This window comes from Burkholderia sp. AU16741 (assembly GCF_002223345.1).
Lineage (GTDB): Bacteria > Pseudomonadota > Gammaproteobacteria > Burkholderiales > Burkholderiaceae > Burkholderia > Burkholderia sola.
The window spans coordinates 506,081-529,319 of the sequence record NZ_NKEZ01000005.1 but is presented as its reverse complement, the minus strand read 5'-3'; the positions used below and the strand labels follow the sequence as shown (position 1 = coordinate 529,319).

Here is a 23,239-nt window from a genome sequence, read left to right as displayed (position 1 = left end):
TGGCGTCCTCATTGCGTCAGCACGACGCCGCTGGCCGGCGACCACGACACGAACACGTCGTCGTTCCACGCCGGCGCGCCGTCGTTCATCAGGTGCGAGCTCGACAGGTTCGACACCACCGTCTTGCCGCTCGGCAGACGCACGTGGTACAGCGAATAGCTGCCCATGTACGCGATGTCGGTGACGACGCCGCGCGCCCAGTTGTGCCTCGCGCCCGGCTTCTCGCGCGACACGTGCACGCGCTCCGGACGCACCGAGATACCGACCGGCATCCCGAGCGGGCCGGTCACGCCATGGCTCACGTACATGCGGTTCTCGAGGTCGTCGCTTTCGACGAAGATGTGATCCGGCTCGTCCTCGACCACGCGCCCCTCGAACAGGTTGGTCGAGCCGATGAATTCCGCCGAGAAGCGGCTGTTCGGGTATTCGTAGACTTCGCCGGGCGAGCCGATCTGCACGATCTTGCCTTCGCTCATCACCGCGAGGCGGCTCGCCATCGTCATCGCCTCTTCCTGGTCGTGCGTGACCATCACGCAGGTCACGTCGACCTTCTCGATGATGTTCACGAGTTCGAGCTGGGTCTTCTGGCGGATCTTCTTGTCGAGCGCGGACATCGGCTCGTCGAGCAGCAGCAGCTTCGGGCGCTTGACCAGCGAGCGGGCCAGCGCGACGCGCTGCTGCTGGCCGCCCGACAGCTGATGCGGCTTGCGCTTCGCGTACTTGCTCATCTGCACGAGCGCGAGCGCGTCGGCCACGCGTTCCCTGATCTCGTTTTTCGGCGTGCCTTCCTGCTTCAGGCCGAACGCGACGTTCGATTCGACCGTCATGTGCGGGAACAGCGCGTACGACTGGAACATCATGTTGACCGGGCGGCGGTACGGCGGCAGCGACGCGAGATCCTCGCCGTCGACGAAGATCTTGCCGGAGGTCGCCGTTTCCAGCCCGGCGAGCATGCGCAGCAGCGTGGACTTGCCGCAGCCCGAGCTGCCGAGCAGCGCGAACAGCTCGTTCTTCGCGATCGTCAGGTTCACGTTGTCGACGGCCGTGCTGTCGCCGAATTTCTTCACGATGTTTTCGATGCGCACGAACGCGTCGTTTTGCGTACGGGGCGCGGCGGCCGGTTGGGTCTGGCGTGCAGCGGCGGAAGAGGGTATCGATTGCATGGGAGTCACCATTCGTTCTTCACGGATTGCAGGCGCGAGCGTCCCCGCGCGAGGCGCGCAACGCGACTCGCGAGCAACGGCTCGTGCCGGATGGAACAGCGCGCGCGGCGCGCGGGCGGACGAAGGTCCGCGAATTTCAGGCGGGCAGGCGTACCGCGATGCCTGCGCCGCCGTGGGGCATGGCGATCAGTGCCCCGTCTTCAACTGGGCCCACAGACGGTTCTCGAGGCGCAGGATGTCGGCCGGCATCGGCTTCATCAGCACCATCTTCTTCAGCACGTCTTCGGGCGGGTAGACGGTCGGGTCCTGCGCGACGGCCGGCGTGACGAATTGATGCGCGGCCTTGTTCGCGGTCGGGTAGAACACCGTGTTGGTGATCGCCGCGTTGACCTTCGGGTCGGAAATGTAGTTGATCCACTTCATCGCGGCTTCCGGGTGCGGCGCGTCCTTCGGGACCACCATCACGTCGAACCACAGCAGGCCGCCTTCCTTCGGATTCGAGAACTTGATGTCGTACGGACGCTTCGCTTCGGCCGAGCGACGGTGCGCGATGCCGACGTCGCCCGACCAGCCGAGCGCGACGCACACGTCGTTGTTCGCGAGGTCGTTGATGTAGCCCGACGAGTTGAACTGGGTGATGTACGGACGGACTTTCTTCAGGATTTCGAATGCAGCCTGGTAGTCGCCGGGGTTCTTGCTGTTCGGGTCCTTGCCCATGTACTGCAGCGTGGCGGCGAACACGTCGACGGCCTGGTCGAGGAACGACACGCCGCAACTCTTCAGCTTCTCCATGTTGGCCGGATCGAACACCAGCGCCCAGCTGTCGACCGGCGCCTTGTCGCCGAGCGCCTTCTTCACCGCCTGCGCGTTGTAGCCGATGCCGTCCGTGCCGTACGCCCAGGGCACGCCGTACTGGTTGCCCGGGTCGGCATCCGCGATCATCTTCATCAGCAGCGGGTCGAGGTTCGCGAGGTTCGGGATCTTCGACTTGTCGAGCTTCTGGTACACGCCGGCCTGGATCTGCTTGGCCATGTAGTTCGACGTCGGCACGACGATGTCGTAGCCCGAGCTGCCGGCCAGCAGCTTCGCCTGCAGCGTGTCGTCGCTGTCGTAGTTGTCGTACTTGACGTGGATGCCCGTCTGCTTCTGGAAGTTCGGGATCGTGTCCGGCGCGATGTAGTCGGACCAGTTGTAGACGTTCAGGTCTTCGGCATGCACCGATGGACTGGCGACCGACGTGAACGCTGCCGCGGCGGCGAGGGCGGCAACGGAACAGGCTTGGCGAAGATAGCAGGCACGCATGGTGGAATTCCCTTGGGTTATGGCGGCGTGCGGCGCCCGCCGCACGCCTGTAGGCAAAACCGTTACGAAACACCCAGTTGCTGGGCGGTCGCATCGACGGCCTTCTTCGCCTTCGACACGAGTTCATCGATTTCCTGGCGCGAGATCACGAGCGGCGGCGACAGCAGCATCCGGTCGCCGGTCGCGCGCATGATCAGGTTGCCGTTGAAGCAGAAGTCACGGCAGATCGTGCCGACGTCGCCGCCGTTCGCGAAGCGGCGGCGTTCGGCCGGCGCTTCGGCCAGTTGCAGGCTCGCGACCATCCCGTGGCCGTGCACTTCGCCGACGATCGGATGACGCGCGAAGGTTTCGCGCATCAGCGCCTGGAAGTACGGGCCGGTGTCGGTCTTCACGCGCTCGACGATGCCTTCGTCGCGCAGCAGCTTCAGGTTCGCGACCGCGACGGCCGCCGCCACCGGGTGGCCCGAATACGTGAGGCCGTGATTGAATTCGCCGTTGTCGATGATCGGGCGTGCGACGCGCTCGTGAATGCCCACCGCGCCCATCGGCACGTAGCCCGACGTGAGGCCCTTCGCCATCGTGATCAGGTCCGGTTCGAAGCCGAAGTGCTGGTGCGCGAACCATTCGCCGGTGCGGCCGAATCCGCCGATCACTTCGTCGGCGACGAGCAGGATGTCGTACTTGCGGCAGATCCGCTGGATTTCCGGCCAGTACGTCGACGGCGGGAAGATCACGCCGCCCGCGCCCTGGAACGGCTCGCCGATGAACGCCGCGACGTTCTCCGCGCCGAGTTCGAGGATCTTCGCTTCGAGCTGCTGTGCCCGCGCGAGGCCGAATGCTTCCGGCGTCTCGCCCGGCTGCGCTTCGCCGAAGAAATACGGCTGGTCGATATGCACGATGTGCTCGACCTTCGACGGCATCTGCTCGTGCATGTAGCCCATCCCGCCGAGCGTGCCGCCCGCGATCGTCGAGCCGTGATAGCCGTTCTTGCGCGAGATCACGTATTTCTTCTGCGGCTGGCCCTGCACGCGCCAGTATTGATGCACGAGGCGCAGCACGGTGTCGTTGCCTTCCGAGCCGCTGTTGCAATAGAAGAAGTGGTTGAAGCCGGCCGGCGTGACTTCCGCGAGCATCGCGGAAAGCTCGATCACCGGCGGGTGCGTGGTCTTGAAGAACGTGTTGTAGAACGGCAGTTCCTGGATCTGGCGATACGCGGCGTCGGCGAGTTCCTTGCGGCCGTAGCCGACGTTTACGCACCACAGGCCGGCCATCCCGTCGATCACCTTGTTGCCGTCGGAGTCCCACAGGTAGACGCCGTCGGCCTTCACGATCACGCGGCTGCCGGCGCGATTGAGCGCGCCCATGTCGGAGAACGGGTGAATGTGGTGCGCGGCGTCGAGCGCGCGGTATTCGGCGGTCGTGCGTGCCTGCGTCGCGCGCGGCGCGGCGGCCGCGGCGGTCGGCGCGGCCGGCTGGATCCAGGCAGATTCGTTGCGGTAAGTCATGTTTCCTCCGTGATTCCGTATGCGGTGATGCGCGCTTAAACGTGCAGCAGCAAATGGCGGCGTTCCCACGAGCTGATCACGCGGAAAAACGCTTCGTATTCGGTTTCCTTCAGCGCGAAATACGCCTTCAGGAACTTGGGCCCGAGGATCTCGCCGAGCGGCTCGCACGCGGCCATCAGCGTCAGCCCTTCCTCGAGGTTGCGCGGCAACTGGTACGGCTGGCTGTAGCCGTCGCTCACCAGCGGCTCGGTCGGCTCCAGGCGCTGCGTCATGCCGAGATAGCCGGCCGCGAGCGTCGCCGCGAGCGCGAGGTACGGGTTGCAGTCGACGCCCGGGATGCGGTTCTCGATGCGGCGCGCGGCCGGCCCCGAGTGCGGGATGCGGAACCCCACCGTGCGGTTGTCGTAACCCCACTGCACGTTGATCGGCGCGGCCATGAAGCGCGACAGGCGGCGATACGAGTTGATGTACGGCGCGAAGATCGGCATCAGCGCCGGCGTGTACTTCTGCAACCCCGCGAGGTAGTTGTAGAACATCGACGTCGCGCCGCCGGTTTCCGGCGACGTGAACAGGTTCTGGCCCGTCTCCTCGTCGACGATGCTCTGGTGCACGTGCATCGCCGAGCCCGGTTCGTCTTCCATCGGCTTGGCCATGAACGTCGCGTACATGTTGTGGCGCAGCGCGGCCTCGCGCACCGTGCGCTTGAACAGGAACACCTGGTCGGCCAGCGACAGCGCGTCGCCGTGCATGAAGTTGATCTCCATCTGCGCGGCGCCGACTTCGTGGATCAGCGTGTCGATGTCGAGGTTCTGCGCTTCGCAGTATTCGTAGATGTCCTCGAACAGCGGGTCGAACTCGTTGACGGCCTCGATCGAATACGACTGGCGGCCCGTTTCGGGGCGGCCCGTGCGACCGACGGGCGGACGCAGCGGCAGGTCGGGGTCCTTGTTCATGTCGACCAGATAGAACTCGAGCTCCGGCGCCACGACCGGCTTCCAGCCCTTCGCCTTGTACAGGTCGAGCACGCGGCGCAGCACGTAGCGCGGCGAGATCTCGACCGGCGAGCCGTCGAAGTGCACGCAGTCGTGGATCACCTGCGCGGTCGGGTCGACGGCCCACGGGATCAGCCGGATCGTCGACGTGTCGGGCACGCACACCATGTCGGGATCGGTCACGCCGGTGAGCGAGCCGTCTTCCGGATAGTCGCCGGTGACGGTCTGCACCATCACGGCCTGCGGCAGGCGCATCGATTCGCCGGACGTGAACTTGTTGCGCGGCGTGATCTTGCCGCGCGCGATGCCGGCCATGTCGGGAATGATCGCTTCGATCTCGGTGATCCGGTGCTGCTTCAGAAAGTCTTCGATGTCTTGCATGTCTGTTCTCGTTGTCTGGTGGGCGCGCTCAGGCGAGCGCGGCGGCGGCCATGGCGCGGGTGCGTTCGACGCGACGGGCGCGGCACGCATCGCCGAACGCGCGGAAGATCGCGCTCGACAGCGGGTCCTGCGCGTGTCGCCATTCCGGATGCCACTGCACGGCCAGCGCGAACGCCGGGGCGTCGACGACGCTCACGGCCTCGATCAGCCCATCCGGCGCGACGGCCTCGACGGCGAGGCCGGCGCCGAGCCGCGCGACGCCCTGCTTGTGCAGCGAGTTCACGTGCACTTCGTCGCGGCCGCCGGCGAGCGCATGCAGCTTGCCGCCGGGCGTCAGGCGCACGACGTGCGCGGGGCCGTATTGCGTGTCCATCGGCGCGCCGTCGTCCTCGCGGTGGTCGGCGAAGCCGGGCACTTCATGTACGCGCTGGTGCAGCGTGCCGCCGCAGACGACGTTCAGCTCCTGGAAGCCGCGGCACACGGCCAGCACGGGCACGCCCGCGGCGATGGCCGCGCGCAGCAGCGGCAGCGTCGTCGCGTCGCGGGCGGGGTCGTGCTTCGTACCGGGCTCGCTCGGCTCGCCGCCGTAACGATGCGGCTCGACGTTCGAGTAACTGCCGGTAAACAGCAGGCCGTCCACGGCGTCGAGCACGTCGGCGGTCGACTGCCGCTCGCCGAGCGCCGGCAGCACCATCGCGAGCGCATGCGCGCCGTCGACGATCGCGGCGACGTATTTGTCGCCGACCGTATGCGACGCGTGCGCGCCGATCTGGGTGAGGTCGGCGGTGATGCCGACGAGAGGTTTCCTTTCCATGACGTCAATCAGTAATCCGTAGGGACGTGACGCGCGTCGGCCCGAATGCGGCGAAACGCGGGCGCGACACGACCCCGCAGCCCGGCGCTGAGCGCGGGGCCGCTGGTGAATGGGCGCAACGGGATGGCGTGGCGATCCGCGCTGCGCGCGACGGTCAGGCCGTCGTTCGTTTCATTGCGATACGCGACGCGGCAACGAATGCGCGAACGCGTGCCGTCACCGCACGGACGATGCGGTTGGCGAATCGACAGAAAAAACGAACGACGTGAAGAAAGGAGAGGCGCTACGGCAGCAGCGACGCCACTTCGTCGGTATCGACGGCGACGAATGCGCGTGCGGAAACGGCGTTGTGGCGCCGAACGGAACGACGGGACAGGATGGTGTAGATCGACAGGTGAAGCAGGCGAGGACTATGCCAGCCGCAACTGCCGTCGGAAGCGGGAACGGCGCTGCGCAAACTTCGCACATCGCCTCGATCCCACCTCACCAGAGGGCCACGGACTCTCACGATTACACTCGACTGGTTTGTTGAAAGTATTGAACACCTGATCGTTTCGACGCGCGGGGCGTTTAAAATAATCGAGGCGCCGGTCCGGCATCATTTACATTCACGGGCGTCGATTGTTGCGTTGCGATAACGCTTTTCGACGCCTGTGAAAGCCTGATGACGCTGACCTGAGAGCCAGCATATACGAGCCAATAACGGCGTCAAATGTTTTTTATCGGTCCTGCATCAGGGCTTTCCCGAGCAATACGAACAAAAGATTCGCAAAAGGAATAATCGACGCGCCGTCCATTATTTCGAACGCCTTTCAGGGTTTTCCCCGCTGATGTGCGGCATAAAGTGATTAGAATATTCAACGGCAGTCCACCGCGTCGTTTCACTTTGTCATCGCACTTATCGTGTCCGAAACCGAATCGATGTCCACCGAAGTCGCCGAGCGCCTGCGTTTCGTGCGCAACAAGCATGGCCTGTCGCAGCGCGAACTCGCGAAACGCGCCGGCGTCACCAACGGCACGATCTCGCTGATCGAACAGGGCCGCGTGAGCCCGTCGGTCGGCTCGCTGAAGAAACTGCTCGAATGCATCCCGATGAGTCTCGCGGAGTTCTTCACGTTCGAGCTCGTCGAATCGCGCGCGGTCGTGTCGCGTCGCGACGAGATGCCGAACCTCGGCAACGAGACGCTCGCGTTTCATCTGGTCGGCGCGAACGTGAAGGATCGCAACATGTGCATCCTGCGCGAGATCTACCAGCCGCTCGCCGACACCGGGCCCGAGATGCTGGTGCACGCGGGGCACGAGGGCGGCGTCGTCGTGTCGGGCCGGCTCGAGCTGACCGTCGATAGCGCGACGTGGCTGCTCGACCCCGGAGACGGCTACTACTTCGAAAGCCGTTTGCCGCATCGTTTTCGCAATCCCAGCGCGGAACTGATCTGCGAGGTCGTGTCGGCCAATTCGCCGGCAACCTTCTGACCGCGCGTCACTGCATTCGCGGCGGGCCGCCGGCGCGCCACGCGCGCGGCGTGCCGCATCGCGAATGTCACCACATTGAGGCATCCTGATGAACAAGTTGACTTTGGCTGACTGGCAACACAAGGCGGCGTCGCTCGAGATCGAAGGGCGCGCATTCATCGATGGCGCGTCGCGCGACGCGCACGGCGGCAAGACGTTCGACTGCGTGAGCCCGATCGACGGCCGCGTGCTGGCGAAGGTCGCCGACTGCGGCGAAGCGGACGTGAACGCCGCGGTCGCGGCCGCACGCCGCGCGTTCGACGCAGGGGTATGGGCCGGCCTGAACCCGCGCGCGCGCAAGGCCGTGCTGCTGCGCTGGGCCGCGCTGATGCGCGAGCATCTCGACGAACTGTCGCTGCTCGAGACGCTCGACGCGGGCAAGCCGATCGGCGACACGACGACGGTCGACGTGCCGGGCGCCGCGTACTGCGTCGAATGGTTCGCCGAGGCGATCGACAAGGTCGGCGGCGAGGTCGCGCCGGCCGATCACCATCTCGTCGGTCTCGTCACGCGGGAGCCGGTCGGCGTTGTGGCCGCCGTCGTGCCGTGGAATTTCCCGATCCTGATGGCCGCATGGAAATTCGGCCCCGCGCTCGCGGCCGGCAACAGCGTCGTGCTGAAGCCGTCGGAGAAATCGCCGCTGACCGCGATCCGCGTCGCGCAGCTCGCGTTCGAGGCCGGCATGCCGGCCGGCGTGTTCAACGTCGTGCCGGGCGCGGGCGAGCCGGGCAAGCTGCTCGCGCTGCATCGCGACGTCGACTGCATCGCGTTCACCGGCTCGACGGCGGTCGGCAAGCTGATCATGCAGTACGCGGCGCAGTCGAACCTGAAGCGCGCGTGGCTCGAGCTCGGCGGCAAGTCGCCGAACATCGTGCTGCCCGATTGCCCCGATCTCGACCGCGCGGCGCAAACGGCGGCCGGCGCGATCTTCTACAACATGGGCGAGATGTGCACGGCCGGCTCGCGGCTGCTCGTGCATCGCGACATCAAGGACGCGTTCATCGAGAAGCTCGTCGCGGCCGCCCGCGCGTACGTGCCGGGCAATCCGCTCGATCCGTCGGTATCGATGGGTGCGATCGTCGACGGCATCCAGCTCGAGCGCGTGCTCGGTTACATCGAGGCGGGGCGCGGCGAAGGCCGGCTCGTCACGGGCGGTGCGCGCGTGAACGCGGAAACGGGCGGCTTCTACGTGGAGCCGACGGTGTTCGAGGTGAAGCCCGACGCGAAGATCGCGCGCGAGGAAATCTTCGGGCCGGTGCTGTCGGTGATCGTGTTCGACGACGTCGACGAGGCCGTGCGGATCGCGAACGACACCGAATACGGGCTGGCCGCGGCCGTGTGGACGTCGAACCTGACGACCGCGCACGACGTGTCGCGCCGCCTGCGTGCGGGCACCGTGTGGGTGAACTGCTACGACGAGGGCGGCGACATGAACTTCCCGTTCGGCGGCTACAAGCAGTCGGGCAACGGCCGCGACAAGTCGCTGCATGCGCTCGAGAAGTACACCGAACTGAAGTCGACGCTGATCCGGCTGCGCTGACACGCCGCCCGGCGCGGGCGCGCGCCGTCCGGCGCTGCGCCCGCGGCCTTCGGCGCGCGTTACGCGGTGCGCAGCGCGGGATGGAAGCCGGCGGCCTCGATGACCGACTGCACGCGCTCGGCGCCTTGCGCCGAGTCGACCTTGACGATCTTCGCCGCGACGTCGATGTCGAGCTTCGCGGCGGGGTCGGCAGCCGTCACCGCGCGCGTGATGGCGTTGGCGCAGCCGCCGCAGGTCATGTCCTGGACTTCGAATTCCATCGTGTTCTCCCGGGTAGGTGGTGGATGAGTATGTTCAGCATGAAGCTTGCCATGGTGGGAAGGTCAAGCGCCGCATGCGGTGATGCACATCGCATCAGTCGTTTGTCATGCTGAAGTCTGACGAATAGCCATTGGTGTAGGCGCGTCAGTCGGAATTTTTCCCGATTGACGACTGCACATTGTCGGCGAAATCCGGCGAAGCCTTGCGTGGCCACGCGCACGCGGGATCGATGGAGCATGATCTCCATGCTCCATGTAAGGGTACTCCGAGGTGAAAATGCGAATCGATCTTAGTATCGATTCCCTTCCATATTTCCGCTCATTACACCCATGACCCGTTTCGCTATCGGTTTCGCGCTGGCCCTGCTGGGCGCCTCGGCCACGTCCGCTTTCGCGGCCGACGACGTCGTCAACCTGACGTTGAAGGACCACAAGTTTTCGCCCGACGGCGTGACGATCCCTGCCGGCAAGAAGGTGAAGTTCGTCGTGAAGAACCTCGACGCGACGCCCGCGGAATTCGAAAGCGACGACTTCAAGGCGGAGAAGGTCGTGCCGGCCGGCAAGTCGGTCGAGATCCTGGTCGGGCCGCTGAAGGCCGGCACCTACGAGTTCCACGACGAGTATCACGAAGCGCAGTCGAAGACGCACCTGACCGTCAAGTAAGCCGATACCGACATGCTGTCCACTGCCCTGATCGTCTTTCGTGAAGTGCTCGAGGCTGCGCTGGTGGTCTCGATTGTGATGGCCGCCACCAAGGGCGTGCCGCGGCGCGGCTGGTGGGTCGGCGGCGGGCTGGTCGGCGGCGTGGTCGGCGCCGGCCTGATCGCGGCGTTCGCCGACGTGATCTCGCAATGGGCATCCGGCATGGGGCAGGAAGTCTTCAACGCGGGCGTGATGTTCGTCGCGACGCTGATGCTCGCGTGGCACTGCATCTGGATGAGCCGCCACGGCCGGGAAATGGCGCTGCACATGGGCGAGGTCGGCCGCGCGGTCGCGGCCGGCAGCCGGCCGTTGACCGGGCTCGCGATCGTGGTCGGCGTCGCGGTATTACGCGAGGGCTCCGAGGCCGTGCTGTTCCTGTACGGGATCGCGGCGGGCGAGCCCGGGCAGACGCCGCAGATGATCGCCGGCGGGCTGCTTGGCGTGCTCGGCGGCGCCGGGCTCGGCTACGCGATGTATGCGGGCCTGCTGCAGATCCCGTTGAAGCGCCTGTTCTCCGTCACCAACGCGCTGATCGTGCTGCTCGCCGCGGGCATGGCGAGCCAGTGCGTCGGCTTCCTGCTGGCCGCCGGCTTCGTGCCGTCCTGGGGCGACGTGGTCTGGGACACGTCGTGGCTGCTCAAGGAATCGAGCATCGTCGGCAAGGCGCTGCATACGCTGATCGGCTATACGGCGCGGCCGGCAGGCATCCAGATCGCCGCGTACGTCGCGACGCTGGTGGCGATCCTCGTGCTGGCACGGCTCGTCGGCCGGCCGCGGCAGACGGTGAGGCCGCCGCACGCCGCGGCGTGAGTGTTCCGGGCTTCCGGGGGCGAACGAAAGAAGGGGCGTCATCGACGCCCCTTCGTTCATTTGCGACGCGCGACGCCCCGGCGCAGCGCCGGCGACGGCGGCCGCGGATGCGCGCTGCCGGGTTCGGTCAGCTGTGGTTGTCGATCCACGCGCGCGCCCATTCGAGCCCCGCGTCGCGCGCGTCGTCTTCGGTGTCGAACACGCCGAGCACGCCCGACGCCTCGACGAGCCGGTTGTTCTGCGTGATCGTGCCGCTCGCCGCGAAGCGCTCGGGCTGCATGATCTCGTCCTGCTGCAGGATCGCGTGGCCCCAGATCTGGTAGCCGTGGTAGGTCTGCGCTTCCATTATCGAGTCACCTCCGCGGAGCGGCCGTGCGTGCCGACCTGCAGCACGTTGCCGTCCGGCGTGTATTGACGCGGGATGTCGGAGAAGGTGAGTGCGCGCGTCGCGTCCGGTGCGGCAGGCTGCATCACCGTGAGACGCCCGGGTGCGGGTTGCGCGACGGGGCGCGGGGCGGCCGGGGTGTCGGCCGTGGCCGGGCGGTGCGCGCCGGCTTTCACGGCCTGCGCGACGCGGCGCTTGTGCGGTTTCGCGGTGGGTTTCGGCGTGGCGCTCGCGTGCTTCTCCGCGCTCTTGCCGGTGCGTGCGTCGGCGCCCGTGCGGGCACCTGGCGTACGCGCCGCAGGCTGCCGCGCCTCGGGCGGGTTCCAGACCTCGACGTAGTGCTCGGCGGCCCAGCCCGACGACGCGAACGTCAGCGCCAGCAATCCGCATCCAAACAGTCTTACCATTGTCTCTCCGTCATATTCGTTGCGGCGCGCGTCCAGCCGGGGCCGTGCAGGGGCATTCGGGGAATGCCGGCTCAGGAGAACACCTCGAGCCCGTGTTTCTCGACGATCTGGAGCATGCGCGCGGCGATGCCGCTCGGCCGCTTGTCGCCCTGTTCCCATTGGCGGATCGTCGATGTCGTCGTGTTCAGGTAGAGCGCGAACACGCTCTGGCTGACGTTGACCGACTTGCGGATGCGGGCGATCGCTTCCGGATCGAATTGCGGCGCGGCTTCGATGCAGAGATCGTCGTATTCGCGCATCGTCTTCTTGTCGATCAGTTGCGCACGATAAAGGCCCGACGCGGCGCTGTGGACCGCCTCCGTCGCGTCGCTCTTGAATCGACTCTTAGCCATTGCAAATCTCCACCCACTCTTTCAGGGTAACCAGCGTCGCGATGTCGCTGTCGGTGTGTCGGCCGACATCCGCGGCGAGCTTTCTGAAGGCGCGCAGTTCGCGTGCGTCGATGTCGTCGCGGTCGCATTTCGCGAACAGGAACACGAACACCCACGTGTGCCCGACCTTGCCCAGCACGATCCCGCGCTGCCGATTGCCGTCGAGGCGCTTCTTCCAGACGTTGCCGCCGAGATCGACGCCCTGACCGCGGGCCAGCTCCCGCACCGCGCGGCAAAGCTCGTCGTCGGCGATTCCCGCTTTCCCGGCTGCCTTGTGAAACCACTTCGTCTTGAAGACGCGTCGTACGGAAGCAGACATGTCGAACCGGTCGAATTAGCACAGGATTATATACCACTACGTGGTACATATTTCGACCTGGCCAAACGGCCTGCCTTGCGCCCGCACGCGGTCGAGACGACCCGGCACGGGGCCATCCCGTCGCCTGGTTACTCCACCGTCACCGACTTCGCGAGGTTGCGCGGCTTGTCGACGTCGGTGCCGCGCGCACACGCGGTGTGATACGCGAGCAGTTGCAGCGGCACGACGTGCAGGATCGGCGACAGTTGCCCGTAGTGCTCCGGCATCCGGATCACGTGCAGGCCGTCGTCGTTGACGATCTGCGTGTCGGCATCCGCGAACACGTACAGCTCGCCGCCGCGCGCGCGCACTTCCTGCATGTTCGACTTCAGCTTCTCGAGCAGCGTGTCGTTCGGCGCGACCGTGACGACCGGCATCGCTTCCGTGACGAGCGCGAGCGGCCCGTGCTTCAACTCGCCGGCCGGATAGGCCTCGGCGTGGATGTACGAGATTTCCTTCAGCTTCAGCGCGCCTTCGAGCGCGATCGGGTAGTGCAGCCCGCGGCCGAGGAACAGCGCGTTTTCCTTGCGCGCGAATTCATCCGACCACGCGATGATCTGCGGCTCGAGCGCGAGCACGCTGTTCAGCGCGGCCGGCAGGTGGCGCAGCTCCTTCAGGAATTGCGCTTCCTGCGCGGCGTCGACGTGCCCGCGCAGTTTGCCGAGCGTCGCGGCCAGCACGAACAGCGCGACGAGCTGCGTCGTGAACGCCTTGGTCGACGCGACGCCGATTTCGGTGCCCGCGTGCGTCAGGAACTGCATTTCGGTCAGGCGCACCATCGCGCTCGTCGCGACGTTGCACACCGCGAGCGTATGCGTGTGGCCGAGCGACTGCGCGTGCTTGAGCGCGGCGAGCGTGTCGGCCGTCTCGCCCGATTGCGAGATCACCAGCACGAGCTGGCGCGGGTTCGGCACCGATTCGCGGTAGCGGTATTCGCTCGCGATTTCGACCTGGGTCGGGATCTTCGCGATCGATTCGAGCCAGTACTTCGCGGTGAGGCCCGAGTAGTAGCTCGTGCCGCACGCGAGGATCAGCAGGCTGTCGATCGCCGCGAACGCGGCGGGTGCCGCATCGCCGAACAGCGTTGCGTCGAAGGCTTCGGTTTGCGGCACCGTGTCGCCGATCGCGCGCGGCTGCTCGAAGATTTCCTTCTGCATGAAGTGGCGATAGGGCCCAAGCTCGACCGCGCCGCCGTATGCGCTGACCACGCGGATTTCACGCTGCACGGTGGCGCCGTGACGGTCGACGATCGTCACGCCGTCGAGCGACAGCTCGCACACGTCGCCTTCCTCGAGGAACGTGAAGCGGTCGGTGCTGCCGGCCAGCGCGAGCGCGTCGGACGCGAGGAAGTTCTCGCCGTCGCCGTGACCGACGACGAGCGGCGAACCCTGGCGCGCGCCGACGACGGTGTGCGGCTGGTCCTTGTGCGTCACCGCGATCGCATACGCGCCGTGCAGTTGCTGCACGGCTTCGCGCACCGCGTCGAACAGGTTGCCGCGATACAGGCTGTGCACGAGGTGCGCGATCACTTCGGTGTCGGTCTGCGACACGAATTCGTAGCCCTTCGCGCGCAGCGCTTCGCGCAGCGTCTCGAAGTTCTCGATGATGCCGTTGTGCACGAGCGCGAGCGCGTTCGACGAGAAGATCGGGTGCGCGTTGTGCGTGACCGGCGCGCCGTGCGTGGCCCAGCGCGTGTGCGCGACGCCGGTCGCGCCTTCGAGGTGCGTGTCGCGCACCTGCGCATCGAGATCGGCGACGCGCGCGACGCTGCGCGCGCGCTTCGGTGCGTCCGGCTCGAGCACGGCGACGCCGCACGAGTCGTAGCCACGGTATTCGAGGCGCCGCAATCCTTCGATCAGCACCGGAACGATATTACGCTGCGCAACTGCGCCGACAATGCCGCACATGAATGGTCAATCCTGTCAGTCGAAGCGGGCGCCGCGCGGGCGCCCGCAAATGGTTCAGCTCTTTTTCTTGACCGGGCGGACGTAGCCGCTCTTCGCGGTCTGCGTCTTCTCGTTCAACGCGAGGACGCCTTCGGCGACGTCCTTCCAGATCGTCGTGCCGGCCGCGATCGTCACGCCGCGGCCCACGCGCACGGGCGCGACGAGCTGCGTGTCGGAGCCGACGAACACGTCGTCCTCGATCACGGTGCGGAACTTGTTCGCGCCGTCGTAGTTGCAGGTGATCGTGCCCGCGCCGATGTTCACGCGCGCGCCGATGTCGGCGTCGCCGATGTACGTGAGGTGGTTCGCCTTCGAGCCGTGGCCGATCACCGCGTTCTTCACCTCGACGAAGTTGCCGACGTGCGCTTCGTCCGCGAGCTGCGCGCCCGGGCGCAACCGCGCATACGGGCCGATCACGGTGTGCGCGCCGAGCTCGGCGCCGTCGATGTGCGTGAACGCGTCGATACGCGTGCCCGCGCCGATCGATGCGTTGCGGATCACGCAGTTCGGGCCGATCGTCACGTCGTCGGCGAGCGTCACGTTGCCTTCGAACACGCAGTTCACGTCGATCGACACGTCGCGGCCGCAGCGCAGCGTGCCGCGCACGTCGACGCGCGCCGGATCGGCGAGCGTCACGCCGTCGACGAGCAGCGCATCGGCGACGTTGCGCTGGTGAATGCGTTCGAGCTCCGCGAGCTGCGCCTTGCTGTTCACGCCGAGCGTTTCCCATTCGTCGTCGGGCTGCGACGTGACGACCTCGAAGCCGGCCTCGATCGCGAGTTCGACGACGTCGGTCAGGTAGTACTCGCCCTGCGCGTTTTCGTTCTTCAGCGCGCCGAGCCACATCGACAGCTGGGCCGTCGGCGTGACGATGATGCCGGTGTTGATCTCGGCGATCCGCAGTTCGTCCGGCGACGCATCCTTCTGCTCGACGATGCGCGTGACGAAGCCGGCCGCGTCGCGCACGATGCGGCCGTAGCCGGTCGGGTCGTCGAGCGTGACGGTCAGAATCCCGTAGCGGCCGTCGCGCGCGGCGTCGACCAGGCGCCGCAGCGTCGACGCGCGCGTGAGCGGCACGTCGCCGTACAGCACGAGCGTCGGTTGCGCGGGATCGAGGAGCGGCAGCGCCTGGCGGACCGCGTGGCCGGTGCCGAGCTGCTCGGCCTGCACCGCGAACTGGACGTCGGGCGCGGCGACGGCGGCCTGGACCTGCTCGGCGCCGTGGCCGACGACGACGACGAGCCGGGACGGCTGCAGCGTGCGCGCGGTGTCGATGACGTGGGAAAGGAGCGGCCTGCCGGCCAGGGGGTGAAGCACTTTCGGCAGCGCGGAACGCATGCGCTTGCCGGTGCCTGCCGCCAAAATCACGATATTCATGGCGCGCGCGTGGGTCAGAGTTCGAAGCCGTCCATTTTAGCATGCGGCCCTTGTCGCTCCGGGCCTGTCGCGGCGCGGCGACACCGCCGAAACGAGGCCGCCGGCCCCGGTCTCGGCGGGTGTTCGGTCCCTGCTTACAGGTCGTCGAACTGGACGATCGAGATCGGTTGGGCGGCGCCCGGCGCGGCCGCATCGTCGCCCGATGCGCACGGCTCCTCGTCGAACGCGATGTCGCCTTGCGGATCGGCCTCGCCCGTCGCGCGCAGCGACTGGAACGGGTACAGCGTCGTGTCCATCAGGTGCGACGGCACGACCTTCGCGAGCGCGTTGAACATGTTGTCGACGCGGCCCGGGAAGCGTTTGTCCCAGTCGCGGATCAGCGCCTTCATTTCCGCGCGCTTCAGGTTCGGCTGGCTGCCGCACAGGTTGCACGGGATGATCGGGAATTCGCGCAGCTCCGCGTATTTCTCGAGATCGGTTTCCTTCACGTACGCGAGCGGGCGGATCACGATGTTCTTGCCGTCGTCCGACTGCAGCTTCGGCGGCATCCCCTTCAGCTTGCCGCCGTAGAACATGTTCAGCAGCAGCGTCTGCACGATGTCGTCGCGGTGATGGCCGAGCGCGATCTTGGTCGCGCCGAGCTCGCCGGCCACGCGGTACAGGATCCCGCGGCGCAGCCGCGAGCACAGCGAGCAGGTCGTCTTGCCTTCCGGCACGAGCCGCTTGACGATGCTGTAGGTGTCCTGGTTCTCGATGTGGAACGGCACGCCGACCTGCTTCAGGTATTCGGGCAGCACGTGCTCGGGGAAGCCCGGCTGCTTCTGGTCGAGGTTCACCGCGACGATGTCGAAGTCGATCGGCGCGCGCTCGCGCAGGCGCAGCAGCACGTCGAGCATCGCGTAGCTGTCCTTGCCGCCCGACAGGCACACCATCACCTTGTCGCCCTGCTCGATCATGTTGAAATCGCCGATCGCCTGGCCGACCTGGCGCACGATCCGCTTGAACAGCTTGTTGTTCTCGTACGCTTCCTTCTGCTCGCGGCGCGTCAGCGCGGGGCGGCCGGTTTCGGCGGTGGCGGCGTCGGCCGCCGTGTCGTTCATGTGGGGGGCGTTCATGCGCGCTCCTCGTCCTTGATGCGAAAGACTTCGACGCCGACGGCGTCGCAGTCCGGATAGGCGTCCGGTTTCTCGGTACGGACGCGTACCGCGCGCACGGTGTCGTGCGCCAGCAGGTGCGCGGCGATCGAATCGCACAGCGTTTCCTGCAGGTGGATGTGGCCGCGCGCCAGACACTGCGCGACGCTCTGCTTCATCAGGTCGTAGTCGACGACTTCGTGCAGCCGGTCGTCGACGGGGGTGGACAGCGCGAGCGGCACGAACAGGTCGATGTTGATGACGACGCGTTGCTCGCCGCGCTTCTCGTGTTCGAAGGCCCCGATGTTGATGTGCACCTCGTAGTCGCGCAGGTAGAGCCTGCGGCAATCCGCGAGGCGGGGGTGCAGGAGAGCGGAAAACATGGTCGTCCCAGTCAAATTGGCGTGCGCGCACGCAAAGCGGCGCGGGCGGCGGCTGTCAGGCCGCGCCCGCGCGGTTCATTCATTCGGGCCGGCGGCGGGCGGCACCAGGTGCTCGCCGCCGTCGACGGTCAGCGTCGCGCCCGTCACGCCGGGCGCGCTCGCGAGATAGCAGGCGGCCGCCGCGATGTCGTCCGCGTGCGGCGCGTGGCCGCGCACGAGCGCCGCGACCCGCACCTTCGGCGCGAGCGCCAGCGCGAGCGCCGACGTCGCGCGGTTCAGCGCGGCCTGCATCAGCGCATGCGACAACTGCGCCGGCGCCGGGTGAAACAGGGCCTGATCCAGTACGTGAATCGCGCACGCGCGCAGCGTTTCGTCGTCGCGCGCGGCGTCCGGTGTCGCGTCGGCGAGCGCGCGGGCCAGCGCCAGCGGTGCGGTCACGTTGCGCGCGAGCGCGGCGGCGAGCGACGCGCCATCGACCGTGTGCGCGTCGTCGGCGCCGGCGCTGGCGCTGACGAATACCGCGCACGCGGGCCGGCCGAGCGCTTCGCCGCACGCGGCGACGAGGGCCGCGGCATCGGCTTCCAGGGCCGGATCGGCGTCGAGCACCGCCGCGCGGCGGCCGTGCGCGGCGACTTCGGCGACGAGCGCATCGGCGGCCGCGCGCGGCGCGCCCGGGCTGCGCTGCAGCGCGACGTCCCAGCCGCGGCGGGCGAAACCCGTCGCGAGCGCGCGGCCGATCGACGCGGCGTCGGCCGCGCTGCCCAGGGCGCCCGTGACGAGCACCACGCGTGGGGTCGACGTATCGGCTGAAACGGTCATTTACAATGCCGGGATGAACCCGAAAGCTCACGAACCCGCTAGTTTACCTGCTCCCGGCCCCGACGCGCTCGCGCAGTCCGAAACCCTCGCCGCGCAACTGCGCGACGAAATCGCGGCGGCCGGCGGCTGGCTGCCGTTCGACCGCTTCATGGAGCGCGCGCTGTATGCGCCGGGCCTCGGTTATTACAGCGGCGGCGCGCGCAAGTTCGGGCGCCGCGCCGACGACGGCAGCGACTTCGTCACCGCGCCCGAGCTGTCGCCGCTGTTCGCGCAGACGCTCGCGAATCCCATCGCCGAAGCGCTCGCGGCGAGCGGCACGCGTCGCGTGATGGAATTCGGCGCCGGCACCGGCAAGCTCGCGGCCGGCCTGATCGCCGCGCTCGACGCGACGGGCGTCGAACTCGACGAATACCTGATCGTCGACCTGTCCGGCGAACTGCGCGAACGGCAGCGCGACACGATCGAAGCCGCGGTGCCGGCGCTGGCCGCGAAGGTGCGCTGGCTCGATGCGCTGCCCGAGCGGTTCGACGGCGTCGTGGTCGGCAACGAGGTGCTCGACGCGATGCCGGTGCGCCTCTTCGCGAAGGCGGACGGCGCGTGGCGCGAGCGCGGCGTCGCGCTCGACGCGCGGCAGGCGTTCGTGTTCGACGACCGGCCGGTCGGCGCAGCCGGCCTGCCGGCGGTGCTCGCGACGCTCGACGTCGGCGACGGCTACGTGACCGAAACGCACGAGGCCGCGCTCGCGTTCACGCGCACCGTCTGCACGATGCTCGCGCGCGGCGCGGTGCTGCTGATCGACTATGGTTTTCCGGCGCACGAGTACTACCACCCGCAGCGCGACCGCGGCACGCTGATGTGCCACTACCGGCACCACGCGCACGACGATCCGTTCGTGTACCCGGGCCTGCAGGACATCACCGCGCACGTCGAATTCACCGGCATCTACGACGCGGGCGTCGCGACCGGCGCCGATCTGCTCGGCTACACGTCGCAGGCACGCTTCCTGTTGAACGCGGGCATCACCGACGCGCTGGCCGCGATCGATCCGTCCGACGTCCATCAGTTCCTGCCGGCCGCGAACGCGGTGCAGAAGCTGATCTCGGAAGCCGAGATGGGCGAGCTGTTCAAGGTGATCGCGTTTTCGCGCGGGATCGACGGCACGCTCGACGCGTTCGCGCGCGGCGACCGCTCGCACGCGCTTTGACGGGGAACCCGGCATGCTGCGCTGGCTATTGACGACGTTCATCGCGGTGATGATCCTCACGCGCTGCTGGCCGTGGCTCGGCAAGCTCGGCATCGGGCGGATGCCGGGCGACGTCACGCTGACGCTCGGCGGGCGGCGCTACCCGTTCCCGTTCATGTCGACGCTGGTGCTGACGATGCTGGTATCGATGGTGGCGCGGCTGCTCTGAGCCGCGCCGAACAGAGGACGCGCGTCACAGCTCGATCTCGCCGAGGATCCGGTGCGCGAGCGCCTTCGCCTCGTCGAACGCTTCTTCCTCGCTGGGGCTCGTCGAGTGGACGTCGTAGCGCATGTTCTCGGTGTCGTCCCCGTCGTCGCGCGCGAGGATCACGTAACCCTGGAACTGCCCGTTGCCCGCATGCTGGGTATGCGCCTTGGCCGTGTAGATGCCTTTCGTGAACGTGTTCGTGTCCATCGTGCTCTCCCGCGAAAAGGACGCTTCATCGTAGCACTGCGGCGCAGCATGGGGAACGCGGTTTATCGGTGACCGATCGGCGGCCGGTCACCCGCCTGCGCGCCCTTCACAGTCCGTTCAACCTTCGAGCAGCGCGACGACCTCGTCGAGCGTCGGCGCATGTGCGCCCGTATGCCGGCACGCGGCGGCGCCGGCCGCCAGCGCGAACGCGAGATGCTCGCGCCAGCCGCGCTGCGGCGCGGCCATCAGGCTGAACAGCAGGCCGCCGATCGACGCGTCGCCCGCGCCGACGGTGTCGGCCACCTCGACGCGCGGCGGGCAGGCTTCGTGCACGGCGCCCTCCGCGTAGAGCGTCGCCGCCTGCGCGCCGCGCGTGACGAGCACGGCCGCCCGCGGGTTCAGCGCGCGCACCGCCGCGATCGCGTCGGGGCCGTCGCCGCCGAACAGGTGCCGCAAGTCTTCGTCCGACACCTTGATCAGGTCGGCGAGCGCGGCCATCTTCTCCAGCGTCGGCCGGTACGCGGCCGTCATCAGGTTCCGCACGTTCGGATCGAAGCTGATCTTCACGCCGCGCGCGTGCAGGTCGGCCGCGAGCGCGGCCAGCGTGCCCGCGAGCGGTTCGCGCACGAGGCTGATGCAGCCGAAATGCGCCCATTGCACGTGCTCGGTCCAGCCGGCCGGCAGCCGCGCGGGATCGAACGCGAGATCGGCGCTCGCTTCGCCGATGAAGAAGTACGCGGGCGGGCGCGTCTCGTGGACGATCGCGAGCAGCGGCGGCCGCGCGACGCGCTGCAGGAAGCGCAGGTCGAGGCCGGCCGCTTCGCTCGTGCGCCACAGCACGTCGGAGAAGCAGTCTTCGCCGATCGAGCCGGCGAGCGCGCTCGGGATGCCGAGCCGCGCGACCGCGCGCGCGACGTTCCAGCCGGCGCCGCCCGGCACCGACGTCCATTGCGCGTCGCCCGCGCGCACCATGTCGGTCAGGATGTCGCCCGCCGACACGAAAGCCGGAAACGTGCCGCCGCTCATTGCGTCGGCTCGCTGCGTTGCAGGCGCGCGAGGGTCGCGAGCACGTCGTAGCAGGCGCCCATCGTGTGATAGTCGGTCTTGCCGGCCGGGCTCTTCTCGTCGCTGTACTTGCGGTTGTCGCAGGTCAGGATCCGGTACCACGCGCCGTGGCGGTGATCGACGAAATGCGCCCAGCTGTAGCGCCAGATCTCGTCGTACCAGTCCCAGAAGCGCTCGCTGCCGGTGCGCGCGCCGAGCATCGCGGCGGCCGCGAAGGTTTCCGCCTGCACCCAGAAATATTTGTTGTGGTCGCAGATCGTGAAGTCGGGGCCGAAGCCGTAGCACAGGCCGCCGTGATCGGCGTCCCACGCGTGCGTGAGCGCCGCGTCGAACAGCTCGGCCGCGCGCGGCGCGAGCCAGTCGAGCGGGCGGTGCCGCTCGAGGATCAGCAGCAGCTTCGCCCATTCGGTCTGGTGCCCGGGCTGGAAGCCCCACGGACGGAAGATGTTCGAGCTGTCTTCCTTGTTGTAATCCCAGTCGATCGACCAGTCCGCATGGTAGTGCTCCCACACGAGCCCGCCCGACAGCGCGGCCTGGCGCTGCGTGACGTGGGACGCCACCTTCTCCGCGCGATCGAGGTACGTGAGGTGGCCGGTCGCCTCGTAGGCGGCGAGCAGCGCCTCCGTCATGTGCATGTTCGCGTTCTGGCCGCGGTACGACGACACGATCCAGTTCGGCGTCGCGTCGTCCGCATACAGGCCCGCGGCCGCATCCCAGAAGCGGTGCTCGGCGAGCTCGTAGGTGGCGGCGATCAGCGGGCGCGCTTCGTCGATGCCGGCCATCGTCGCGTGCGCGGCCGCGAGCAGCACGAACGCGAGGCCGTAGCAGTGGCGCGTGCCGTCGAGCGTCGCGTGCTTCGCGCCGTCGCGCCAGTCGAGCTCCCAGTCGTAGCCCTGCAGCGCGTCGTCCCAGTGCGCGTCGCGCAGGAAGCGCAGCCCGTGGCGCGCGTATTCCAGGTGGCGCGGATCGCCGAAATGGCGGTACGCCATCGCGTAGTTGAAGACGAACCGGCAGGTGCTGACGAGGTGGCGCGACGTGCGGTTGTAGACGCTGCCGTCGTCGCGGAAGTAATGGTGGAAGCCGCCCGTCGGGTCGAATGCGTTCGTCGCGTAGAAGCGCAGCGTGTCTTCGATATGCGACAGCAGGAACGACGGGTCGCGAAAGCTCGCGACGAACGGTGCCGCTTGCGCGTGGCTGGCCGGCGCGGCGGCGCGGGAGTGGGCCGGGGGCATGTTCATGATTCTTGGACAGTGGCGGTATCGAATGCCGGGGAGCCGGCGGGCTGGCTGCTGGCCCGCACGATCAGCTCGACGGGCAGGGAGATCTCGGTGCGCTCGGGCGATTCCGCGAGCAGCAGTTCGACGCCGCGGCGGCCGAGCGCTTCCTTGTCCACCGCGAGCGTCGTGAGCGGCGGGTTCGCGTGCGCGGCGGCCGGGATGTCGTCGAAGCCGACGATCGCGATGTCGTCCGGAATCCGCAGGCCGCGTGCGACGCACACGCGCTGCGCGGCCAGCGCGGCCGCGTCGTTGTACGCGAATACCGCGTCGGGGCGCGGGCCGGGCGCGTCGAGCAGTTGCTCCATCGCACGCGCGGCGCCGGTGTCGGGGTCGAGCCCCGCGTCGATCGTCACTTCGTACGCGGGATCGAACAATCGCCCGGCTTCGAAGAACGCGCGCCGATAGCCGATCGCGCGCTGCGCGATGCTGTAGTGCGCGGCCGAGCCGCCGATGAAGGCGATCCGCGAGCGGCCGGTGGCGAGCAGGTGGCGCATCGCGAGCGCCGCGCCCGTCGCGTTGTCGATGTTGACCGAGCGCAGCCCGGGCGCCCACAGGTCGATCAGCACGAGCGGCCGGCCGGTGGCGGCGAGCGCCTCGATCGTCTCGGGCTCGATGAAGCCCGCGACCGCGATCGCGTCGGGCGCATGCGGGCGCATCTGGCGCAGCACGTCGTCGTTCGGGCCGACCGTGAGCAACGTCGGCACGATGCCGCGCTCGCGGCATGCGTCCTCGACGCCGTGCAGCACGTGCGAGAAGAACGGGCTTGCCGGAAAGCGGTTGTGCTGGCGGTGCAGCAGGAAGGTGAGCCGGCGGATGCGCGGCCGCAACTGCGCGGGATCGTAGCCGAGCTGCCGCGCGATCTCGACGATGCGCGCGCGCGTGGCTTCGGACAGGCCGGGCTGGTTTTTCAGCGCGCGGGAGACGGTGCCGATCGAGACCTCTGCCGCCCGCGCCACGTCGCGAATGGTCGTACCCATCGTTCGGGGTCCGTTTGTTTAGGGTGGAGGCGATTGTATAGT

Annotated in this window: 26 protein-coding genes; 6 read left to right on the top strand and 20 right to left on the bottom strand. The window is 67.8% G+C overall.

Annotated elements, in window-relative coordinates; genetic code table 11:
• Window positions 1–8: 8 nt before the first annotated feature.
• From CFB89_RS15695 to CFB89_RS35335, 6 genes are all read right to left on the bottom strand, one after another.
• On the bottom strand, window positions 9–1,163 hold the full coding sequence (locus CFB89_RS15695) for an ABC transporter ATP-binding protein (protein ID WP_089468648.1): 1,155 nt from the start codon (window positions 1,161–1,163) through the stop codon (window positions 9–11).
• 186 nt (window positions 1,164–1,349) lie between these two features.
• Window positions 1,350–2,465 carry a polyamine ABC transporter substrate-binding protein gene (locus CFB89_RS15690; protein ID WP_089468647.1) on the bottom strand — a complete coding sequence of 372 codons (1,116 nt, stop codon included), beginning with the start codon at window positions 2,463–2,465 and terminating at the stop codon, window positions 1,350–1,352.
• 62 nt (window positions 2,466–2,527) lie between these two features.
• Window positions 2,528–3,970 (bottom strand): aspartate aminotransferase family protein, encoded by a 1,443-nt coding sequence (locus tag CFB89_RS15685; RefSeq protein ID WP_089468646.1) that lies wholly within the window; start codon window positions 3,968–3,970, stop codon window positions 2,528–2,530.
• A 35-nt stretch (window positions 3,971–4,005) separates the two neighbouring features.
• Complete coding sequence (locus CFB89_RS15680; protein ID WP_089468645.1) at window positions 4,006–5,343, bottom strand: glutamine synthetase family protein; 1,338 nt, start codon at window positions 5,341–5,343, stop codon at window positions 4,006–4,008.
• A gap of 28 nt (window positions 5,344–5,371) precedes the next feature.
• A complete protein-coding gene (locus CFB89_RS15675) occupies window positions 5,372–6,157 on the bottom strand; it encodes a gamma-glutamyl-gamma-aminobutyrate hydrolase family protein (RefSeq protein WP_089468644.1) in 786 nt (261 codons plus the stop codon).
• Window positions 6,158–6,440: 283 nt separating this feature from the next.
• Window positions 6,441–6,623 carry a hypothetical protein gene (locus tag CFB89_RS35335; RefSeq protein ID WP_006488040.1) on the bottom strand — a complete coding sequence of 61 codons (183 nt, stop codon included), beginning with the start codon at window positions 6,621–6,623 and terminating at the stop codon, window positions 6,441–6,443.
• A 455-nt stretch (window positions 6,624–7,078) separates the two neighbouring features.
• Between CFB89_RS35335 and CFB89_RS15665 the strand changes: the two genes are divergently transcribed.
• The gene (locus CFB89_RS15665; protein ID WP_089468799.1) at window positions 7,079–7,630 is read left to right on the top strand and encodes a cupin domain-containing protein; all 552 of its coding nucleotides are present in this window, start codon (window positions 7,079–7,081) and stop codon (window positions 7,628–7,630) included.
• Between the two features lie 88 nt (window positions 7,631–7,718).
• Window positions 7,719–9,209 carry an aldehyde dehydrogenase gene (locus CFB89_RS15660; protein ID WP_089468643.1) on the top strand — a complete coding sequence of 497 codons (1,491 nt, stop codon included), beginning with the start codon at window positions 7,719–7,721 and terminating at the stop codon, window positions 9,207–9,209.
• A gap of 59 nt (window positions 9,210–9,268) precedes the next feature.
• Here CFB89_RS15660 and CFB89_RS15655 read toward each other — a convergent pair whose 3' ends face one another.
• A complete protein-coding gene (locus CFB89_RS15655; RefSeq protein ID WP_089468642.1) occupies window positions 9,269–9,469 on the bottom strand; it encodes a heavy-metal-associated domain-containing protein in 201 nt (66 codons plus the stop codon).
• A 330-nt stretch (window positions 9,470–9,799) separates the two neighbouring features.
• On the opposite strand from CFB89_RS15655, the gene CFB89_RS15645 reads away from it, so the two are divergent.
• Both CFB89_RS15645 and CFB89_RS15640 read left to right on the top strand, forming a co-directional pair.
• Window positions 9,800–10,132 carry a cupredoxin domain-containing protein gene (locus tag CFB89_RS15645; RefSeq protein ID WP_006488047.1) on the top strand — a complete coding sequence of 111 codons (333 nt, stop codon included), beginning with the start codon at window positions 9,800–9,802 and terminating at the stop codon, window positions 10,130–10,132.
• Window positions 10,133–10,144: 12 nt separating this feature from the next.
• Window positions 10,145–10,981, top strand: coding sequence for an FTR1 family protein (locus tag CFB89_RS15640; RefSeq protein WP_089468640.1), 837 nt, complete (start codon window positions 10,145–10,147; stop codon window positions 10,979–10,981).
• 127 nt (window positions 10,982–11,108) lie between these two features.
• Here the strand turns inward: CFB89_RS15640 and CFB89_RS15635 are convergent, their stop codons facing one another.
• The 9 genes from CFB89_RS15635 to CFB89_RS15595 form a co-directional block, all read right to left on the bottom strand.
• Window positions 11,109–11,327, bottom strand: coding sequence for a hypothetical protein (locus tag CFB89_RS15635; protein ID WP_006477594.1), 219 nt, complete (start codon window positions 11,325–11,327; stop codon window positions 11,109–11,111).
• On the bottom strand, window positions 11,327–11,773 hold the full coding sequence (locus tag CFB89_RS15630) for a hypothetical protein (protein WP_089468639.1): 447 nt from the start codon (window positions 11,771–11,773) through the stop codon (window positions 11,327–11,329). Before CFB89_RS15630 ends, CFB89_RS15635 begins: the two co-directional genes overlap by 1 nt.
• A 71-nt stretch (window positions 11,774–11,844) precedes the next feature.
• Window positions 11,845–12,165 (bottom strand): DNA-binding transcriptional regulator, encoded by a 321-nt coding sequence (locus CFB89_RS15625; protein ID WP_089468638.1) that lies wholly within the window; start codon window positions 12,163–12,165, stop codon window positions 11,845–11,847.
• Window positions 12,158–12,523 carry a type II toxin-antitoxin system RelE/ParE family toxin gene (locus CFB89_RS15620; protein ID WP_089468637.1) on the bottom strand — a complete coding sequence of 122 codons (366 nt, stop codon included), beginning with the start codon at window positions 12,521–12,523 and terminating at the stop codon, window positions 12,158–12,160. Before CFB89_RS15620 ends, CFB89_RS15625 begins: the two co-directional genes overlap by 8 nt.
• A gap of 128 nt (window positions 12,524–12,651) precedes the next feature.
• Window positions 12,652–14,469 (bottom strand): glutamine--fructose-6-phosphate transaminase (isomerizing), encoded by a 1,818-nt coding sequence (glmS, locus tag CFB89_RS15615; RefSeq protein ID WP_089468636.1) that lies wholly within the window; start codon window positions 14,467–14,469, stop codon window positions 12,652–12,654.
• A 54-nt stretch (window positions 14,470–14,523) separates the two neighbouring features.
• Window positions 14,524–15,885: a bifunctional UDP-N-acetylglucosamine diphosphorylase/glucosamine-1-phosphate N-acetyltransferase GlmU gene (gene glmU / locus CFB89_RS15610; protein ID WP_089468635.1), complete on the bottom strand. Its 1,362-nt coding sequence runs from the start codon at window positions 15,883–15,885 to the stop codon at window positions 14,524–14,526.
• Between the two features lie 134 nt (window positions 15,886–16,019).
• Window positions 16,020–17,000: a tRNA 2-thiocytidine(32) synthetase TtcA gene (gene ttcA, locus CFB89_RS15605; protein WP_089468634.1), complete on the bottom strand. Its 981-nt coding sequence runs from the start codon at window positions 16,998–17,000 to the stop codon at window positions 16,020–16,022.
• Window positions 16,997–17,401 (bottom strand): dihydroneopterin aldolase, encoded by a 405-nt coding sequence (locus tag CFB89_RS15600; RefSeq protein WP_059576406.1) that lies wholly within the window; start codon window positions 17,399–17,401, stop codon window positions 16,997–16,999. The genes ttcA and CFB89_RS15600 overlap by 4 nt, the downstream gene beginning before the upstream one ends.
• 75 nt (window positions 17,402–17,476) lie before the next feature.
• Window positions 17,477–18,220, bottom strand: coding sequence for an SDR family oxidoreductase (locus CFB89_RS15595; RefSeq protein ID WP_089468633.1), 744 nt, complete (start codon window positions 18,218–18,220; stop codon window positions 17,477–17,479).
• Between the two features lie 13 nt (window positions 18,221–18,233).
• Here CFB89_RS15595 and CFB89_RS15590 point away from each other — a divergent pair, with 13 nt between their 5' ends.
• Window positions 18,234–19,424 carry a class I SAM-dependent methyltransferase gene (locus CFB89_RS15590; RefSeq protein WP_089468632.1) on the top strand — a complete coding sequence of 397 codons (1,191 nt, stop codon included), beginning with the start codon at window positions 18,234–18,236 and terminating at the stop codon, window positions 19,422–19,424.
• A 13-nt stretch (window positions 19,425–19,437) separates the two neighbouring features.
• Window positions 19,438–19,632 carry a DUF2905 domain-containing protein gene (locus tag CFB89_RS15585; protein WP_011546377.1) on the top strand — a complete coding sequence of 65 codons (195 nt, stop codon included), beginning with the start codon at window positions 19,438–19,440 and terminating at the stop codon, window positions 19,630–19,632.
• A gap of 24 nt (window positions 19,633–19,656) precedes the next feature.
• On the opposite strand, the gene CFB89_RS15580 is transcribed toward CFB89_RS15585, so the two are convergent.
• The 4 genes from CFB89_RS15580 to CFB89_RS15565 all read right to left on the bottom strand — a co-directional run bounded on the left by CFB89_RS15580 (window position 19,657) and on the right by CFB89_RS15565 (window position 23,197).
• Window positions 19,657–19,878 carry a hypothetical protein gene (locus CFB89_RS15580; RefSeq protein WP_027785622.1) on the bottom strand — a complete coding sequence of 74 codons (222 nt, stop codon included), beginning with the start codon at window positions 19,876–19,878 and terminating at the stop codon, window positions 19,657–19,659.
• Between the two features lie 117 nt (window positions 19,879–19,995).
• Entirely contained in the window at window positions 19,996–20,904 is a 909-nt protein-coding gene (locus CFB89_RS15575) for a carbohydrate kinase (protein WP_089468631.1), read from the bottom strand.
• Window positions 20,901–22,181 (bottom strand): AGE family epimerase/isomerase, encoded by a 1,281-nt coding sequence (locus tag CFB89_RS15570; RefSeq protein ID WP_089468630.1) that lies wholly within the window; start codon window positions 22,179–22,181, stop codon window positions 20,901–20,903. Before CFB89_RS15570 ends, CFB89_RS15575 begins: the two co-directional genes overlap by 4 nt.
• On the bottom strand, window positions 22,178–23,197 hold the full coding sequence (locus tag CFB89_RS15565; RefSeq protein ID WP_089468629.1) for a LacI family DNA-binding transcriptional regulator: 1,020 nt from the start codon (window positions 23,195–23,197) through the stop codon (window positions 22,178–22,180). The genes CFB89_RS15570 and CFB89_RS15565 overlap by 4 nt, the downstream gene beginning before the upstream one ends.
• Between the last annotated feature and the right edge of the window lie 42 nt (window positions 23,198–23,239).